Genomic DNA, 17,107 nt, shown 5'->3' with positions numbered 1-17,107 from the left:
CAGGTCCAGAACCAGGTGGAGGGCGACCCGTGGCATTCGAGCTGTCGCAGATCCTCGACTCGCGACAGGGGGAGAACTTCCGCCTGCACTCGAAGTACCTCAGCCCGCAGCTGCCACGGGTGCTCGGCACGCTCGGCTTCGACCGCTTCTACGTCCGCGGCGAGGGCTGCTACCTGTACGACGCCGACGGGAGCCGCTACCTCGACCTGCTGTCCGGGTTCGGGGTGTACGCACTGGGCCGCAGCCATCCCACGATCGTCGGCGCGCTGCAGCAGGCGCTGGAGGCAGACCTGCCGAACCTCGTGCAGCTGGACTGCGCCCTGCTGCCCGGCGTCCTGGCCGAGCAACTCGTCGCTCGCGCCCACTCAGGCATAGAGCGAGTGTTCTTCACCAACTCCGGCGCGGAGGCGATCGAGAGCGCCATCAAGTTCGCCCGCTGCCACACCAAGCGCGAGCGGATCCTGTACGCCGACCACGCGTTCCACGGCCTGACGACCGGAGCGCTGTCGCTCAACGGCGGCACCGAGTTCCGCAACGGTTTCGGCGCGCTGCTCCCAGGCACCGAGATGGTTCCGTTCGGGGATCTGGACGCCCTTGCCGCGCAACTACGTCGCGGCAACGTGGCCGCAGTGGTGCTCGAACCGATCCAGGGCAAGGGCGTCAACGTAGCCGCGGACGAGTTCTGGCCGGCGGCCGAAGAGTTGTGCCGCAAGTACGGCGCGCTGCTCGTGGTCGACGAGGTCCAGACCGGCCTCGGCCGCACCGGCCGGTTCTTCTGCCACGAGCACTGGGGGATCCGGCCGGACATCATCACCGTGTCGAAGGCGCTGTCCGGCGGCTACATCCCGGTCGGCGCGATGCTGTGCTCGGCGAAGGTCTCCGACAGCGTGTACAGCTCGATGGACCGCGCCGTCGTGCACTCCTCCACGTTCAGCACGAACCAACTCGCGATGGTGGCCGGGCTGGCCACGCTGCACGCGTTCGAGGAGGAGGACATCGTCGACCGCGCGCGGCGCACCGGCGAGCTGTTCATGAAGTCGCTCGCGCCCCTGATCGAGCGGCACGAGTACCTGCACGCCGTACGCGGCAAGGGACTGATGATCGGCCTGGTGTTCGGCGAGCCGCGTGGCCGCGCGGCACGGTTGCGCTGGAAGACCGTCGAGGCCATGCGCAACGCGCTGTTCTCACAACTGGTCGTCGTCCCGCTGTTCCACCGGCACCGGATCATCACGCAGGTCGCGGCCGACAACATGAACGTGGTGAAGCTGCTGCCTCCCCTCATCGCCGGCGAGGAAGAGGTCGAGTACTTCGTCGACGCACTCGATGACGTGCTGACGAGCGCGGAGAAGGGCTCGGGCCTGTTCTTCGAGTTCGGCAAGACCGTGGCCAAGGGGTCGCTGCACCGCAACCGGTCATGACCCCGGGCCATGGCGACCGGGTCCTGGTCACCGGCGCCAGCGGCTTCATCGGCTCTGCGCTCGTGCGTGCCCTGATGTCCGGCGGCGAGCACGTCGTCGCGCTGGTGCACCCCGGCGCGGACAACAGTGCCCTCGCCGAGCTGGACGTCGAGCAGGTGCCGGGCGACGTACGCGACCCGGTCAGTGCCCGCCGGGCCGTCGCCGGTTGCCGATCGGTGTTCCACGTCGCCGCGCTGTACCGGTTCTGGGATCGCGATCCGCGTTCGTTCTACGCGGTCAACGTCGACGGAACCCGCACGGTTCTCACCGCCGCGCGCGAGGCATCGGTCGAACGCGTCGTGTACACCAGCACGGTCGGCACGATCGGGGTCGACGGCGACCGCGGCCGGCCGGCGTCCGAACTCGACTACCCGGACGTGCGGCACCTGTTCGGGGCGTACAAGCGCTCGAAGTACGTCGCCGAGCACGAGGTGCTGCGGGCGGCGGCCGAAGGGCTGCCGGTCTCGCTGGTGCTGCCGACGTTTCCGCTCGGCCCGGGCGATCGCGCGCCGACGCCGACCGGTCAGCTGGTGCTGGACTTCCTCGACGGGCGGATGCCGGGGTACGTGGACACCGCGCTCAATGTGGTGCACGTCGAGGACGTCGCGCGCGGGCACATCCTCGCGCGCGACCGCGGCGCGTCCGGGCGCAGCTACATCCTGGGCGGGCAGAACCTCGCGCTCAAGGACCTGCTGGCCGAACTGGCAGCGTGCACCGGACTGCCGGCACCCACCCGCCGGGTACCGCGTGCGGTCGCGCTCGGTGTCGGCTGGCTCTCGGACACCGTCGAGGGCCGGCTGCTGCACCGGCCACCGCACGTTCCGCTGGAGGCCGCTCGGATGTCCAGCACCCGGATGGCCTTCGACGACGCGCGGGCGCGCAGCGAACTCGGCTACACCTCGCGCCCGGCCGCCGAGGCGGTTCGCGACTCGGTCCACTGGTTCGTGGACAACCGCTACGTGCGCAACCGCCGCCGCCTCGAGGTCGCGCGCGAGGCGCTCGACAGGACCGAACGTGACTTTCGTACCAGGCTCGGGCAATGAGCGGTGACGCCGAACCGATCGGCCGGGTGCTGGGCGACGCGTTCTGGCTATCGGCGCGCCGCCACCGGGCCGCCACCGGGCCGGCGCCCTCGCCGTCCGGTTGGGCCTGATGCGTGCGGAGATCACCGCGCCGATCCGCGACGGCGAGGGCTGACCGCGCGCCTGTGGCCCCGGGGCGTCGACCACCGGCGGAGTGCTGTTGACATGCTCGGCATGGCGGCGTAATGCTCGGATGGTCCGTTTCGCCCATTTGGGAGCGTCATGTCCACACGCTCGAAGCGCCGGTCCTGGTGGTACGGGCCGCTCGCCACCGTCCTGCTGATCCTCGGCGTCACGGCCGGGTCCCGCGCCGTCGCGGATCATCTGTCGGCAGCGCACCACCGCGAGAACGCCATCGACAAGAAGGTCGACGCCCTGCTCGCACGGATGAGCCTGGCCGAGAAGTTCGGCCAGTTGGAGATGGCCGGGCCGGACGGCCCGAACGGCACGCCCGGTCCGCAGCTGTTGGCGAACGCGAAGGCCGGACGCCTCGGCTCCGTGCTCGACCTGGTCGGCGTGGACAACATCAACGCGGCGCAGCGGGCTGCTCTGCAGTCACGCCTGCACATCCCGCTGATCTTCTCCCTCGACGTCATCCACGGGTACCGCACCATCTTCCCGGTGCCACTCGCCGAGGCGAGCAGCTGGGACCTCGGCGCGATCACGCGCGACGAGGCGGTGTCGGCGCGCGAGGCGACCGCCGACGGGATCAAGTGGACGTTCAACCCGATGGTCGACATCGCGCGCGACCCGCGCTGGGGACGCGTGGTCGAGGGCGCCGGCGAGGACCCGTACCTCGGTTCGGCGGTCGCGGCCGCGAAGGTCGCCGGCTACCAGGGCGGCGATTACAGCAAGCCGGACAAGCTGGCCGCCACGGTCAAGCACTTCGCGGCATACGGCGCGCCGGTCGCGGGCCGCGAGTACAACACCGTCGACATGTCGACGCAGCAACTTCTCAACGATTACCTGCCGCCCTACCGGGCCGCCGTGGGTGCGGGGGTGGCGAGCGTGATGAGTTCGTTCAACTCGCTCAACGGCGTGCCCGCGAGCGCGAACAGCTACCTGCTGCAGCACATCCTGCGCGGCATGTGGGACTTCAAGGGCGCCGTGGTCAGCGACTACCAGGCGATCCAGGAACTCGTCGAGTTCGGCTTCGCCGCGAACGAGCGCGATGCCGCGCGGCTCGCGCTCACGGCCGGCGTCGACATCGAGATGGCCGTGCAGGTGCCCAGCCTGAACTCGACCTACGCGAACTTCGGACCGCAGCTGGTGCGCTCCGGTCAGCTCAGCGTCGGCGAGGTCGACTCCGACGTGCGGCACGTGCTTCGGCTCAAGTACCTCGCCGGCGTGTTCGACCACCCGTTCACCGACCCGGCGCGCGTGCAGCGCGAGGAGTTGACGCCGGCGAACCTGGCGGCCGCACGTACCACGGCCGACGAGTCGATCGTCATGCTGCGCAACGAGAATGCGCTACCGCTGGCGACCTCGTCCGGCTCGATCGCGGTCGTCGGGCCGCTCGCCGACGACGCCGCCGACCAGCTGGGACCCAACGTCCCGATCGGGCAGAACGACGTCGCCGAGGCGCACACCGTCACCGTGCTGCAGGGCGTGAAGAACGCGGTGCCCTCGGCGACGGTCAGCTACGCGCAGGGGTGCGACGCGACCTGCACGTCGACCTCCGGCTTCGCGGCCGCGGTGGCCGCGGCGGAGAAGGCGGACCGGACCGTGGTGGTGCTCGGCGAACCGGCGTCCTACTCCGGCGAGGCGTCCTCACGCAGCCGGATCGACCTGCCCGGCAAGCAGCTCGCGCTGGTGCAGGCGATCGCCGCCACCGGCAAGCCGTACGTGGTGGTCCTGATGAACGGCCGGCCCCTGACGATCGGCTGGCTGGCCGCACACGCGCCTGGCCTGCTGGAGGCGTGGTACCCGGGTACCGAGGGCGGAAACGCCGTCGCCGACGTGCTGTTCGGCGCCGTGAACCCGAGCGGCAAGCTGCCGATGAGTTTCCCGCGTGACGTCGGGCAGATCCCGATCTTCTACAACGAGCTGCCCACCGGACGGCCGGCCGACCCGAACAACAAGTACACGTCCAAGTACCTGGACGTGCCGAACAGCCCCCAGTACGTGTTCGGGTACGGCCTGTCGTACACCGACTTCGCATACTCGAACCTGCGGCTGTCGGCGCCGTCCATCGGCACGCATGACACCGTGACGGTGCACGTCGACGTCCGGAACACCGGCTCTCGGGCGGGCGCAGACGTCGCCCAGCTCTACCTGCACGATCAGGTCGCGAGCATCCTGCAGCCGGTGCGCAAGCTCGTCGGCTTCCAGCGGGTCCGGCTCGCCGCCGGCCAGACGCGCACGCTCACGTTCCGGATCGGGCCCGACCAGCTCGGCTTCTACGACAACAGCGGGCACTTCGTCCTCGAGCCGGGTGGGTTCGACCTGTACGCCGGCGACAGCTCGTCCGCCGACCTGCACGGCACCCTGACGCTGCGCTGACGCGGGACGGCCCTGCGCTTGTCGTGGCGCGTGCGGTGGCGCCGGCGAGCGGACCGCTATCGTTGGGACGGACGGCGGAGGGGCTCGCCGACAACCGCAGGGGCCTACCGGTCCCGGCCAACGGTCCCTACCTCGCACGAGAGCAGGAGGTAGTGGCATGCCCCGCGAATCCGAGCCGGGCAACCGGCGAGCCCGATGGCGGGCCGAACCGGCCATCGGGCGCCCAGATCCGGACGTCATCGATCCGGACGTCGACCTGCATGATCCCGCGCAGCGCGGCGAGCTCGCAGCCCACCGCTGGGACCTGCTGGTGGCGATAGCGCTCGGCGGGGTGATCGGCGCGGAGGGCCGCTACGCGCTGAGCGAAGCGCTTCCGCACGGCGGCGATGCGTTCCCGTGGTCGACCGTTCTCGTGAACGCCAGTGGCAGCCTGCTGATCGGCGTACTGATGGTGCTGGTGCTCGAGCTGCTCTCGCCACACCGGCTGCTCCGCCCGTTCCTCGGTGTCGGGCTGCTGGGCGGCTACACCACCTACTCGACGTTCGCGGTCGACGCCCAGCGACTCGTGCTGGCCCATCGCCCGCTGATCGCCCTGCTGTACGTGGCGGTGACCGTGACGCTGTGCTACGCCACGGTCGTCCTCGGCTCGGCCGCAACGCGGACAGTCGGTGCCATGCTGCGCGCCGGTGCCCGGCAGGCCGTCCGGTGATCGCACTGATGATCGCGCTCGGCGCAGCGGTCGGAGCGCCGGCGCGGTACGTCGCCGACCGGACCGTGCAGTCGCACCACGACACGCTGTTCCCGTGGGGAACGCTGGGCGTCAACGTCGTGGCCTCGTTCGTGCTGGGTCTGCTCACCGGCGCCCAGGACCACCTGTCCGCGCACCTGCTCGCGTTGCTGGGCACCGGCTTCTGCGGCGCACTGAGCACCTTCTCGACCTTCAGCTACGAGACGATGCGCCTCGTGCAGGACCGCGCCCGGTTCTACGCCGCGGCCAACGTGGCGATCAGTCTCGCGGCCGGTCTCGGCGCGGCCGCCCTGGGCTGGTCGGTCGGCACGTCCTTCGGTTGAGTGCTCGGGCAACCGGGGACGCTGGAGCGGTGAACGCGACACCGCCGCCGGACGGGTCCGACGCGCTCGACGAACTCGAGCGGCTGCAGGACGACGAGCCCGAACCCGCGCACACGCTGCCGGTGCTCATCACGTTGCTCGTCGTGCTCGCCGAGACGGCCGTGCTCGCACTCGCGGCAAGCAGCAGCGGGTCGGCGGTGCTGTTCGCGGAGGCCGCGCAGAGCCTGGCCGGCGCCGGTGTCGAACTGTTCCTGCTGCTCGGGGTACGCCGCGCGAGCCGGCCGGCCGACGAGATGCACCCGCTCGGGCACGGACGAGAGGCGTTCTTCTGGTCGTTGCTCGCCGCGGTCGGCGTGTTCGTCGGCGGCGGCGTCGTGTCGATCTCGTACGGGCTGCGCGCACTGGCCAATCCGGTAGCGAGCGGCGACGCGTACCTGCTCGGCTACATCGTGCTGGCCGTGATCGCGGTCGCCGACGGCTGGACCCTGGCCGCCGCGGTGGCGCCGCTGCGGCGTTCCACGATCGTGGCCCGGTTGGGCTTTCGCCGCGGGCTGCGGCAGACCTCGGACGCCGCGACCCGCACGCTCATATTCGACAACGCCGCGGCGGTCGCCGGAAGCGTCATCGGCATCGCCGGGCTGGCCACGCATCAGGTCACCGGCAACGCGCGCGCCGACGCGGTGGCCTCCTTGGTGATCGGCGCGGTGCTGCTGCTGACGACGGTCGCGCTGCTGCACGTCAACCGCGAACTGCTCACCGATCGCAGCGCCGCACCGGAAGTCGTCGCCGCGATTCGGCTGCGCATCGCCGAGCAACACGGCATCACCGAGGTGCCGGATCTGCTCGTCGTCTATACCGGCCCGCATGCGGTGCTGGTCGCCGGCACGGTCGTCCTCGACCAAGGTTTGGACGTCGTCACCATCGAGCAGTCCCTCGCGCGCATCGGGGACACGCTCGCGCGGCAGTGGCCGGGCGAGCTGCGGGTTTACCTCTCGCCCGTGCCGGCCGTCAGCTGAACGAGGCCGCGCGAGGTTGTCGCAGCGGGGGAGTGACCGGCGAGCCTGTCCGACCGGCCGAGCAGGTCGGTACGTGCATGATGAAGCCATGTCACGATTGCACGGTTCCCGCGTGGTTGTCGTCGATGCGGCCTACGCCGACGGCACGTCCGCACAGTTGCGACACGGGGTGAGCCTGCTCGTCGACGGACCGACGGTTGCCGGTCTCTGGTTCGACGGGTCGGGGCCGGACCCGGCCACCTTGGACGCGACGGTCATCGACGCGAGCGGCGCCACCCTGATCCCCGGGCTGGTCGATTCGCACGCGCATCTGTCCCTGCCGGGGGGAGCGCGCTGGGTGGAACGCGGTGCGGACCCGACCGATGAACTGCTTGCCGCGGGGGAGGACAACGGCGAGCTCATGGTGCGCTCAGGCATCCGCTGGGCGCGTGACGTGGGTGCGCCGCGGCGCACCCTCCCGGACGGCCGGGAGCGAGCGCTCAGCCTGACGCTGCGGGACCGCTGGACGGGCAACCCGGACCGGCCCTATGTGCGCGCGGCGGGCACCTGGCTGACCCGCGCCGGGGCGCTGCCGCTCGGGCTGGCGATCGAGCTCGAACACGGTGCGGACCTGGTTGCCGCAGTGACCCGGCAGCTGGACGAGGGCGCCGATCTGGTCAAGCTCTACCTGGACGGGCCGGACCCGGACACCGCCCCGTTCAGTGCTGCCGAGGTCGGCGCGGCCGTCGCCGCGGCGCACGCGCGTGGCGCAACGGTCGCGGCGCACTCCGGCACCCTGCCGGGCGCGCGGGTCGGCGCGCAGGCCGGCGTGAACAGCCTGGAACACGGGTTCGCCCTGGACGCCGACGTCGCAGCGACCTTGGCGCTGCACGGCGTGACCGTGGTGTCGACGCTGGCCGTGCTGCAGTCGTGGGAGAGCTTTCGCAGCACGACCCGGCTGCCGCGCTTCAGCGCGCCCGAGGGTATCGCCCGCATCGCCGAGCGCCGCGAACGGGCGCAGGAGAGCATCCGGCTCGCGCACCGCGCGGGCGTGGCGATCGCGGCGGGCTCGGACTTCGGCGGCGGGTCGCTGCGGGCCAACCAGTTGGCGTGGGAGGTCCAGGCCCTGGTCGCCGCAGGAGTCGAGCCGCACGTCGCGCTCGGCGCTGCCACCTGGCGTGGTGCAGACCTGTTCGGTGATCGCGCGGCGGGCCGGATCGCCGTCGGCGGGCCGGCCCACTTCAGCCTCGTCCACGGCGACCCGCTCAGCGATCCGGCCGCGCTGTGGCGGGTGTGGCTGACCCGCTGAGTGCGTGCCCCGGTCAGGTCACAACGGCTGCCGGACGCCGGTGCGGATGTGACAGGCTGTTTCGCAGCGCGGTGATGTGAGTCGAGGGGACGGGTGATGGACAGCAGAACCCTGACCGACCTCATCAGCATCCCGTTGTTCACCGGCGTGCTCGGCTACCTCACCAACTGGACCGGCGTGCTGATGCTGTTCAAGCCGCTGCGCTTCTACGGGATACCCGTCCCCGGTCTGCGGACCGTGTCGCGCCGGCCCGGGCGGTGGGCGGGCGCGTTGCCGCTCGTCAGCCACGCCGGCGCGGTGGGATGGCAGGGCATCATCCCGGCACGCGCCGACACCATGGCGCGCACGGCGATGGAACTCGCGCTAGGCACCGAGGTCGGCGGCGCAGCCGAGCTGTATCGCGAACTGGAGCCCGAACGGATCGCGGACCGTCTCGCCGCGCTCGCCCAGCCGCAGATCCGCGGCGTCGTCGAACAGATAGCGCGGACCGAGCATCCGCAGCTCTGGCGCGACCTGCCGGTGGTCGCGAGGGAGGGCGTGCACGCGCGCGTCCAGAGTCAGCTGCCGCGGATCGTCGAGCATCTCGCCGCCGAACTCGGTGGCGACCTGAGCCAGTTCATCGACGCACGGCAGCTGGTGACCCAGTACTTCCACGCGCACCCCGAACAGCTGAACGAGCTGTTCACGAGCGCCGGGCGCCGGGAGCTGCGGTTCATCCAGAACTTCGGCTTCTACTTCGGTGTGCCGATGGGCTTCGTGCTGTTCGCGATCGTGCAGGTCTACCCGCGCTCGTGGGTCTTGCCGGTAGGCGGTGTCCTCATCGGCGGCGCGGTGAACTATCTCGGCCTGACGATGCTCTTCGCGCCGGTCCACGCCAGGCGATGGATTCCCTGGCACCAGGCACTGCTGGTCAGGCGCCAGCCGGAGGTGGGTGAGCAGTTCGCCGCGTCGGTCGCCGACAACGTGATGACGGTGGACAACATCGCCGCCGACCTGCTGACCGGCCTGCGCAGCGAGCGCACGATGCGCCTGCTACACAGCACGCTCCGGCCGGCTGTCGGCACCGCGATCGGACCGGCGCGCGCGGCGGTCCGGGCTGCGATCGGCAGCAGGGAGTTCGACCAGCTCCGGCTGTCGGCCGGCGCCGACACCGCACAGTCGCGCAGGCCCGCAGTCGACGGCACGGACCTCGAGGGCCACCAGGTGGCGAAGGTCCGGACGTTCCTCGCGCTGCGGATGCACAAACTCGCGCCGGATGAGTTCGTTGCCCTGCTGCGCTCGGGTATCGGCCAGGACGAGTGGCTGCTGCTCGTTCACGGCGGGCTGTTGGGCCTGCTCGCGGGCGTGCTGCACCTGACGCTGTTCGGCGGCTGAACCGCCTCGCGGAGCTGAGCCGCCGCCGCGTCCGGGTTTAGCGGCGCGCCGCGATGGGCACGGTGAAGGCAGGAAGCAATCACGGCGGCACCCTGTCGCCGCGACCGGAGGTGATCGTGATGATGATCCTGGGACTGATCCTGCTCGCCGCTGCGGTGGTGCTGGCTATCGAGGTGATCATCGCCAACGACGCGACGATGACCATGCATCTGTGGGGCTGGTCGTGGCAGATGAACGCATTCTGGCTGGCCGTTGCCGGCGCCATCATCCTGGTGGTGGGGCTGCTCGGGTTGGCGCTGATGCAGGGCGGCGCCCGGCGTACGCGCCGGCTTCGTCGTGAGCGGCGTGACCTGGCGGCGGAGAACCGCCGGCTGGCCGCCCGTTCCGAGCGTGACGAGCGTGCCCACCGCGATGCGGCGCTGAACGCGCCCGCGCCGACGAACCGCCCGGCCACCACGACGCACACCGGTGCGATGGCCCCGACTGCGGGCGGGGCCCCGGTAGCCGGTGAAGCGGTGCCGACTCACGCCGCACCGGAGACCGCCTACGCGGTGCCCGCCGACGGCACCTACGACACCGGGCACCCTTATGACGCCGAGCAGGAGCACCGCTCGCGCATGGGGCGGGTATTGCATCGCCGCTGACCGGCATGCACGTGAACGCGGCCGGCACGAAGCTCTAGCATTGGGCCTCGTGCCGGCCGCTCTCGTCCTCGTGCACGGCCTCTGGCACGGCGCGTGGTCGTGGGACCTGGTGCGCACGCGGCTCGCCGGTGCGGAGTGCATCGCAGTGGACCTGCCGATGACCGCGCTCGAGGACGATGTGGCTGCGGTGCGGCAGGTGCTGGACACGCTGCCCGGACCGGTCGTGCTGGCGGCGCACTCCTACGGTGGTGCGGTGATCACCGCCGCGGGTGAGCATCCGGCAGTGCGTGCGCTGGTCTACCTCGCCGCGTTCCAGCTGGCCCCGGGCGAATCCATCAGCCGGGCCGTCCCCGAGGCCGAGCTGGCGCCGACCGCGCTCGCCGAGGCGCTGCGCTTCTCGCCGGATCGCAGCGAGGTAAGCATCGACCCCGAGCTGGGCCGAACTCTGCTGTACGGGAAGGCCGATCCGGCCACGGCCGACGCGCAACTCGCCCGGACCCGACCGGTGGCCCGCTCGCTGTTCTCGGCCACGGTAACCACGAGCGCGTGGCAACACCGCCCGTCCACCTACGTCGTGTGCAGCGAGGACCGCTGTGTCAGCCCGGACCTGCAGCGCGCGATGGCCGCGCGGGCGACCCGCTCGCTCGAGTGGGCCTGCGATCACACGCCGCTGATCAGCGCTGCGGATCGGGTAGCGCTCCTTCTCGCCGAGCAGGCACGTGAACAGGGGCGGGCTCGCGAGGATCGATGAACCTGCGCACCAGCACCGCGGCGGCCGCCCGCGCCCAGGCGCAGGTGGCGAGCACCAGCACGGCGACGATCCCGTCCAGCCACCAGTGGTTCGCGGTCGAGACCACGACCAGCACGGTGAGCACCGCGTGCGCAGCGCCGATCCAGCGCCACCGCGAGGACGAGAGCCGTGCCGCGTACCAGGCGATCAGAACTGCCCACGCCACGTGCACCGACGGCATCGCCGAGAGTTCGTCCGCGCCGAAGCCCAGCGAATAGACCGATTGGCCGTACTGGGCGGCCGTGTCGACGTAACCGGAGAGCAGGCGCGGCGGCGCGACAGGGACGAGTTGGATCAGCAGGCACACCAGCGTGGTGAGCGCGAGCGTGGTGCGCACCGGCGGGTAGCTCGGGCGGTGCCGCACGAACAGCCAGATCAAGAACACGAACAGCGCGCCGAAGTGCATCGAGGCGTAGTACAGGTTCGCCCCCTGGGTGAGCAGGGGATGGTCGGTGAGCAGGTGCTGGACGGACGACTCGGTCGGCAACCACAGGTCGTGCTCGACCCGTTCGATCCATTCGGCACGGCCGATCGCCCCCGCCGTGCCGGTCACGGACAGTTCGCCGGCGAGCTGCCAGAGCGAGTAGAGGCCGGCGATCACGCATGCCTCGCGGGCGAACGGCGCCACCTTCCGGGCCATGGACGAAGCCGCCACGCGCAGCCACAGGTACATCACGGCGAGCGCGACGGTCAGGACGGCGGCCTGCCGCCAACTCAGCGCGATGTTGTGCACGCGTCCACTATGCCGGGCCGAAATGCGGCTGACACTGTCGGTGTTGCGCCTTAGGTTGATCGTTGACGGGTTGCTGGCAGGAAGGGTGCGGATGCCTCGGCGCAGTTGGCTGCTGTTCGCTGCGATGTGCGTGCTTTGGGGGATCCCCTACCTGCTGATCAGGGTGGCCGTTCGCGACCTCGCGCCCGGCACGCTCGTCTTCTTGCGCACCGCGATCGGCGGCCTGGTGCTGCTGCCCCTGGCGCTGTCCCGCGGTGGGTACCGGCAGGTGCTGGGCCGCTGGCGTCCACTGGTGGCGTTCACGGTGATCGAAGTGGCGATCCCGTGGCTGTTCCTGTCCGATGCAGAGACCAGGCTGTCCAGCTCGCTGTCCGGGCTGCTGATCGCGGCCGTCCCGCTCGTCGGTGTGCTCGTCGCGCGCGTGCTCGGTACCGATGACAGGGTCGGCCCGCTGCGGATGCTCGGGCTCGGCCTGGGGGTCGTCGGTGTCGGCATGCTGGTCGGTCTGGACTTCGGCGCGCTCCATACCTGGCCGCTGATCGAGGTGGCGTTCGTCGTCGTCGGCTACGCCGTCGCGCCGGTGATCATGGCGCGCAGCCTGGCCGATCTGCCCGCCATCCCGGTGGTGTCCGCGGCGCTGCTGCTCACCGCGATCGGCTACCTGCCCTACGCGATCGCCCGCCCGCCGAGTTCGCTGGACGCGCAGCAGGTCTGGTCCGTGATCGTGCTGGGCCTGGTATGCACCGCGCTCGCGTTCGTGCTGTTCTTCGCGCTGATCAACCAGATCGGCCCCGCCCGCGCGACCGTCATCACGTACGTCAATCCGGCGGTCGCGGTGCTGCTCGGCGTGCTGCTGCTCGGCGAGCACTTCACCGTCGGGATGGCCGTGGGCTTCCCACTGATCCTGGCCGGCTCGGTGCTGGCCGCGCGCCGCGGCGCAGCGGTGCCCGAGGCGGCACTGTGCGACCCCGTCCTCGGCTCAGTCGATCCGGAGCGTGTCGATCCGGATCGTGTCGATCCGGAGCGTGTCGATCCGGGTTCAGTCGATGCGGACGAGGCCCGTCGCGGTATGGAACGACGCGGCGACCAGGCCGCTACCGTCCTCTGACGGCGCCAGCCACTCGACGCCGACCCCGTCGAGCGGTTCGACGTCGGCACCGGCCAGGTAGTCGTCGACGACCGAACGGTCCCCGGCGATCTCCAGGTGCGCCAGCCGGATGGCCGAGCCGCCCGTCGACGGATGCTCGTCGGGCGCACTCTCCCACTTGACGAAGAACGGAAGTTGCGGCGTGCCCGCGATGTCCTTGACGCCGATCTGCTTCCAGCGCAGGTCGAATCCGTCGGGGCGCCGGCGGTGCCCTTCGGCAGCGGGCCGCTTCAGCTTGGCCTCGATCGGTGCGATGTCCCGGACCGCGATCACCCAGCCGAGCCACCCGCCCCCGCTCGCAGTGCGGGCACGCACCGCTTGGCCGAACGGCGCCCGCTCCGCGGCCGGGTGATCGAGCGCCTCGACGACTTCGAGATAGCAGCCACCGGCGAGCGGAAGGATGAAGTTCCGGGTACCGAACGAGGGGTGGATGCCGCCGTCGGTGAAGCCGGCCCCGAGGTGCGAGCCGAGCCGTTGCGCGCACGCGGCCAGTCCCTCCGGTCCTGCCGCGTAGCTGAGGTGATCCAGACGCATCCGTTCATGGTGACGCCTGCCGCCGTCCGCATGCCCGCCGGGGTCGTGCACCGGTGCCGAACGGGTGTGCTACAACCGGTGCCGACAGGCCCGCGGCTCAGTCGGCCAGTAGGTCGAGCCGGTCCGGACGCGCACCCGGTTCGACCGCACGCCCACCGGCGGCCAACCAGGCGGCGGCGATGTCGTCGATGCCGCGGCAGGGCATGCCACCGGCCTCGCGGGCGAGCAGCGCCGCTGCGAGCCGGCCCTTCGCGAGCTTGCTGTTGTAGCTGATCACGCCGTGACCGCCCCGCGGCAGCCGCGAAAGGACGCGCACCGGGATCACCCGGGTAGCCGGTTCACCGCTGGGGCGCCACATCGCGGCGTAGTCCGAGGAGCGCAGGTCGATGACGGCGCCTCCTCCGAGCAGGTCGGGCACCACCTCGTCCAAGCGGGGCCGCCAGAACGTTCCGGCCACCCCGATGCCGGGCAGCACCGCCTTGGCCGGGACCCGGTAGGCCGGGACCGGTTCGTCGCCCCGCAGCACTCCCCACAGGCCCGAGAAGATCAGCACGCTGCGTCCGGCCAGGCGCTGTACCGGCGGTGGCATCGCGGCGAAGCCGAGCCCGTCGTAGACGACGCCCGTATACCGGCGCAGCGCGGCTGTGGTGCGCGACCGGCACACCTCGCGGTTGACGGCGAGCGCCTCGTCCGCCACCCCGCTGGGCAGCGCGAGTGCCGCAGCCGCGTCAGCCGGGTCGGCGCCGAGCAAGGTGGCCAGCGCGGCGAGCACCTGCGCTCGCGGCCGGGCCAGCGGGCCGGGCAACGGACGGGCGCCGACCGGACGGCCGCGGCCGCCGGCCGTCTTGGCCTCGCTGGGCGGGAGCAGGATGCGCACGCGGCAGCACGCTACGCGACGCCGATCAGCTCGAGCAGGCGTGGCCAGGCGCTCGCGAAGCCGGCGTGCAGTGGCAGCGTGGCGACCTCGCCGATCGGCCACCAGCGCACCTCGACGCTCTCGGCGTTGGCGGCCCGCGGGGCCAGTTCGCCCAGCGCGTGCGCGACGACCGTGGTGTACGCCCATCCGCCGTGGTCGTCGACCCACTCGCCGAGCGGGACGATGCCGGCCGGATCCAGCGCGGCCTCCTCGGCGGCCTCGCGCAGTGCGGCGGTCACCGCGTCCTCATGGCTGTCACGGGCGCCCCCGGGTACCGCCCAGGTGCCACCCTCGTGCGTCCACGCGGCGCGGTGCTGGAGCATGACGCGTGCACCGTCGGTGATCAGCACGCCGGCCGCGCCGTAACGGCCCCAGTGCCGGTGGCCGAGGGCGCAGCGTGCCCAGCCGTTGCCGTCACCGCTCACGTCACATGATCCTGCCGCCGAGTCGAGGTTGGCGTCGGCCCGCCAGGTCGCCTCTCGGCGGAAGGCCGCTCGTAGCGGCAGATGTGGGACCGGGGGCCATGGATCGGGCCGACGCCGTGGCCAACGGTACCGGGTCGGCGCCGGAAAATCAGATCACCGCCTCCGGCTGTGTGCAGCCACTCCCGACGGCAACCGCGTCGTATCGTGATCCCCGTGACCAAGTCAGGTGCGTGCGATGGCTGAGCGGGCGCGACGCCCGCACCGCCCCGCGCCGCACGCCGATCTGACGGCACTGATCGATGCCGCCGGCGGCAGCATGCCGCAGTCGCGCGCCGAGATCGCCTCGGCCACCGCGGCGGTGCTGGTGCGCGTCGGGCGCGAGCCGTCGGGCGACGACGACCGCTTCGTCTCGCTCGCCGACCGGGTCGGCCTGGATACCTTGGCCGAGCTCTGGCGCGATGCCGACCCGGTGAGCCTGCCCGGTGCGCTGTGGGCGCTGTACCTGCTGCGCCAGTGGTGCCGTTCGAGCGCCGAGGAGATCGGGCGCCTGTGGCGGGCCGGCGAACCGGTGGCTGCCGCCGACGCGGTGGTGGCCGGGGTCGCCGACTACGTCGACGTCGAGTCCGTGACGCGGGTCGCCGACGACGTGCTGACGGGTGCGTACCGGGGCGACTTCGCGGTCGCGCTCGAGCGCGCCGCCGCGTTGTTCCGGGTGATCGCGGCCGGTCGCCGCGAGCTCGCCGTCGACGGCGAGCACGGCCGGGCCGAGCTGGACCTGGCCGGGCGCAACGAGCGCGCGGCCGGGGACCTGGCGGCCGCGGCGCGGCTGTGGCGCGACGGCCGGTTGCGCTGAGCGCTGTGCGGCTCGGTTGCGCTGTGCGGCTCGGTTGCGCTGCGCCGCCTTGGTGCCCTTGGCCGCCGGCCCGCTAGCACGTCGCTCGGACGGTGTGCCGGCCCTGTCCACATCGGCCGGGTTGTCCACAACTCGCCCTGCGGCCGCGCTGCGGCGTCGTCCCCGCGCCGAAGCTGGAACGCATGAGCGAGGACGAGCTGACCGGATCAGCCCTTATCCACGGCCCGGCGGACCTGCTGCAAGCGGTGCCGTACCTGCTGGGCTTCCACCCCGTCGACAGCCTGGTACTGGTCGGGTTCGAAGGCGCCCATCTGGTGGTCACCGCGCGGATGGACCTGACTGACGTCGCCGAACCTGCCGCCGTGGCGCACACGCTCGCGGCCATAACCCGCGGTGGGGCGACCCGTGTCCTGTGTGTGGTGTACGACAGCGTCCCGGCGGTAGGGCCCCCGTCGTGGGGCGGTCTGGCCGCTGCGCTGCAGGGCGACTGCGACCTGGCCGGGTGCGAGCTCAGTGACGTGCTGCGCGTCGCCGGCGGCCACTGGTGGTCGTTGCTGTGCACCGACCCGCACTGTTGCCCGGCCGGCGGCAACCTGTTGCCGGAGGGTCCGTCGCCGTTCGTCGCGGCGGCCACCTACGCCGGGGTGGTCGCCCTGCCCGACCGACAGGCCCTGGCCGCTACCCTCCAGGCGCAACCGGCCGCACTGCGCGCCAGGCTGCGGCCGCTGCTGCACGAGCACGAGCGCGCCGCGAGCCGCGCCACCACCGGTGGTGGCGCCGGCGGCAGCGACGGCAGCGGGACGCGGTACGAACGTGAGCGGCTGCGTGCCCTGTTCGCGGCAGCCCGGCGGGCCTCGCTCGGCGAAGGCAACGCCCGCGGCGACATCGAACTCAGCGATGCCGAGCTGGCCGCCCACGCGGTCGCCCTCACTGCGCTGGGCGTGCGTGACGGCATCTGGCTCGCGATCGACGACGGCCGGTTGGACGGGCGCGGGCTGTGGCGCGAGATGGCTCGCCGGCTACCTACCCCCTACGACGCGCCCCCGCTGTTCCTGTTCGGCTGGGCGAACTGGCGTCACGGCAACGGCGCGTTGGCGCTGATCGCGGCCGAGCGGGCGATCGAGAGCGACCCGCAGTACACCGCCGCCGACCTGCTGCTCGCCACGCTCAGCCACGGGCTGGACCCGCGCCACACACCACCGTTGCGCCCGCGCCGGCAACCGGCGCGCGGCGGGGCCGGGCGCTCGCGCAGGCGAACGCGGCCCGCCGCATGAA

General features: G+C 71.8%; 17 protein-coding genes. 13 read left to right on the top strand and 4 right to left on the bottom strand.

Annotated features, from left to right (window positions below; genetic code table 11):
- Window positions 1-29 precede the first annotated feature (29 nt).
- From M6B22_RS01225 to M6B22_RS01180, 10 genes are all read left to right on the top strand, one after another.
- Window positions 30-1,418 (top strand): aspartate aminotransferase family protein, encoded by a 1,389-nt coding sequence (locus M6B22_RS01225; RefSeq protein ID WP_269443945.1) that lies wholly within the window; start codon window positions 30-32, stop codon window positions 1,416-1,418.
- Window positions 1,415-2,500 carry a hopanoid-associated sugar epimerase gene (gene hpnA, locus M6B22_RS01220; protein ID WP_269443944.1) on the top strand — a complete coding sequence of 362 codons (1,086 nt, stop codon included), beginning with the start codon at window positions 1,415-1,417 and terminating at the stop codon, window positions 2,498-2,500. The genes M6B22_RS01225 and hpnA overlap by 4 nt, the downstream gene beginning before the upstream one ends.
- A 261-nt stretch (window positions 2,501-2,761) precedes the next feature.
- Window positions 2,762-5,041, top strand: a complete 2,280-nt coding sequence (locus tag M6B22_RS01215) for a glycoside hydrolase family 3 N-terminal domain-containing protein (RefSeq protein WP_269443943.1) — start codon at window positions 2,762-2,764, stop codon at window positions 5,039-5,041.
- Between the two features lie 157 nt (window positions 5,042-5,198).
- Complete coding sequence (locus M6B22_RS01210; protein WP_269443942.1) at window positions 5,199-5,750, top strand: fluoride efflux transporter FluC; 552 nt, start codon at window positions 5,199-5,201, stop codon at window positions 5,748-5,750.
- Between the two features lie 8 nt (window positions 5,751-5,758).
- Entirely contained in the window at window positions 5,759-6,112 is a 354-nt protein-coding gene (gene crcB, locus M6B22_RS01205; protein WP_407935616.1) for a fluoride efflux transporter CrcB, read from the top strand.
- Window positions 6,113-6,141: 29 nt separating this feature from the next.
- Window positions 6,142-7,128 carry a cation diffusion facilitator family transporter gene (locus M6B22_RS01200; protein WP_269443940.1) on the top strand — a complete coding sequence of 329 codons (987 nt, stop codon included), beginning with the start codon at window positions 6,142-6,144 and terminating at the stop codon, window positions 7,126-7,128.
- A gap of 112 nt (window positions 7,129-7,240) precedes the next feature.
- Window positions 7,241-8,416 carry an amidohydrolase family protein gene (locus M6B22_RS01195; RefSeq protein ID WP_269443939.1) on the top strand — a complete coding sequence of 392 codons (1,176 nt, stop codon included), beginning with the start codon at window positions 7,241-7,243 and terminating at the stop codon, window positions 8,414-8,416.
- Between the two features lie 96 nt (window positions 8,417-8,512).
- A complete protein-coding gene (locus M6B22_RS01190; RefSeq protein WP_269443938.1) occupies window positions 8,513-9,790 on the top strand; it encodes a hypothetical protein in 1,278 nt (425 codons plus the stop codon).
- Window positions 9,791-9,843: 53 nt separating this feature from the next.
- A complete protein-coding gene (locus M6B22_RS01185; RefSeq protein WP_269443937.1) occupies window positions 9,844-10,434 on the top strand; it encodes a hypothetical protein in 591 nt (196 codons plus the stop codon).
- 49 nt (window positions 10,435-10,483) lie between these two features.
- Window positions 10,484-11,185, top strand: coding sequence for an alpha/beta fold hydrolase (locus M6B22_RS01180; protein WP_269443936.1), 702 nt, complete (start codon window positions 10,484-10,486; stop codon window positions 11,183-11,185).
- Here the strand turns inward: M6B22_RS01180 and M6B22_RS01175 are convergent.
- On the bottom strand, window positions 11,109-11,957 hold the full coding sequence (locus tag M6B22_RS01175) for a phosphatase PAP2 family protein (protein WP_269443935.1): 849 nt from the start codon (window positions 11,955-11,957) through the stop codon (window positions 11,109-11,111). The genes M6B22_RS01180 and M6B22_RS01175 overlap by 77 nt on opposite strands.
- 91 nt (window positions 11,958-12,048) lie before the next feature.
- On the opposite strand from M6B22_RS01175, the gene M6B22_RS01170 reads away from it, so the two are divergent.
- Window positions 12,049-13,065, top strand: coding sequence for a DMT family transporter (locus M6B22_RS01170; protein ID WP_269443934.1), 1,017 nt, complete (start codon window positions 12,049-12,051; stop codon window positions 13,063-13,065).
- On the opposite strand, the gene M6B22_RS01165 is transcribed toward M6B22_RS01170, so the two are convergent.
- From M6B22_RS01165 to M6B22_RS01155, 3 genes are all read right to left on the bottom strand, one after another.
- Entirely contained in the window at window positions 12,997-13,638 is a 642-nt protein-coding gene (locus tag M6B22_RS01165; RefSeq protein ID WP_269443933.1) for a VOC family protein, read from the bottom strand. The two genes, M6B22_RS01170 and M6B22_RS01165, sit on opposite strands and share 69 nt — an antisense overlap.
- A gap of 97 nt (window positions 13,639-13,735) precedes the next feature.
- Entirely contained in the window at window positions 13,736-14,515 is a 780-nt protein-coding gene (yaaA, locus tag M6B22_RS01160) for a peroxide stress protein YaaA (RefSeq protein ID WP_269443932.1), read from the bottom strand.
- Between the two features lie 11 nt (window positions 14,516-14,526).
- Window positions 14,527-14,979 (bottom strand): NUDIX domain-containing protein, encoded by a 453-nt coding sequence (locus tag M6B22_RS01155; RefSeq protein WP_269443931.1) that lies wholly within the window; start codon window positions 14,977-14,979, stop codon window positions 14,527-14,529.
- Window positions 14,980-15,214: 235 nt separating this feature from the next.
- Between M6B22_RS01155 and M6B22_RS01150 the strand changes: the two genes are divergently transcribed.
- Together M6B22_RS01150 and M6B22_RS01145 are read left to right on the top strand one after the other, a co-directional pair.
- Window positions 15,215-15,832, top strand: a complete 618-nt coding sequence (locus M6B22_RS01150) for a hypothetical protein (RefSeq protein WP_269443930.1) — start codon at window positions 15,215-15,217, stop codon at window positions 15,830-15,832.
- A 182-nt stretch (window positions 15,833-16,014) separates the two neighbouring features.
- Window positions 16,015-17,106 (top strand): DUF4192 domain-containing protein, encoded by a 1,092-nt coding sequence (locus tag M6B22_RS01145; protein ID WP_269443929.1) that lies wholly within the window; start codon window positions 16,015-16,017, stop codon window positions 17,104-17,106.
- The last annotated feature ends 1 nt before the right edge of the window (window position 17,107 follow it).

It is taken from the genome of Jatrophihabitans cynanchi, from assembly GCF_027247405.1.
GTDB lineage: Bacteria > Actinomycetota > Actinomycetes > Mycobacteriales > Jatrophihabitantaceae > Jatrophihabitans_B > Jatrophihabitans_B cynanchi.
The sequence above is the reverse complement of the archived record's forward strand: the minus strand, read 5'-3'. Positions and strand labels throughout refer to the sequence as shown.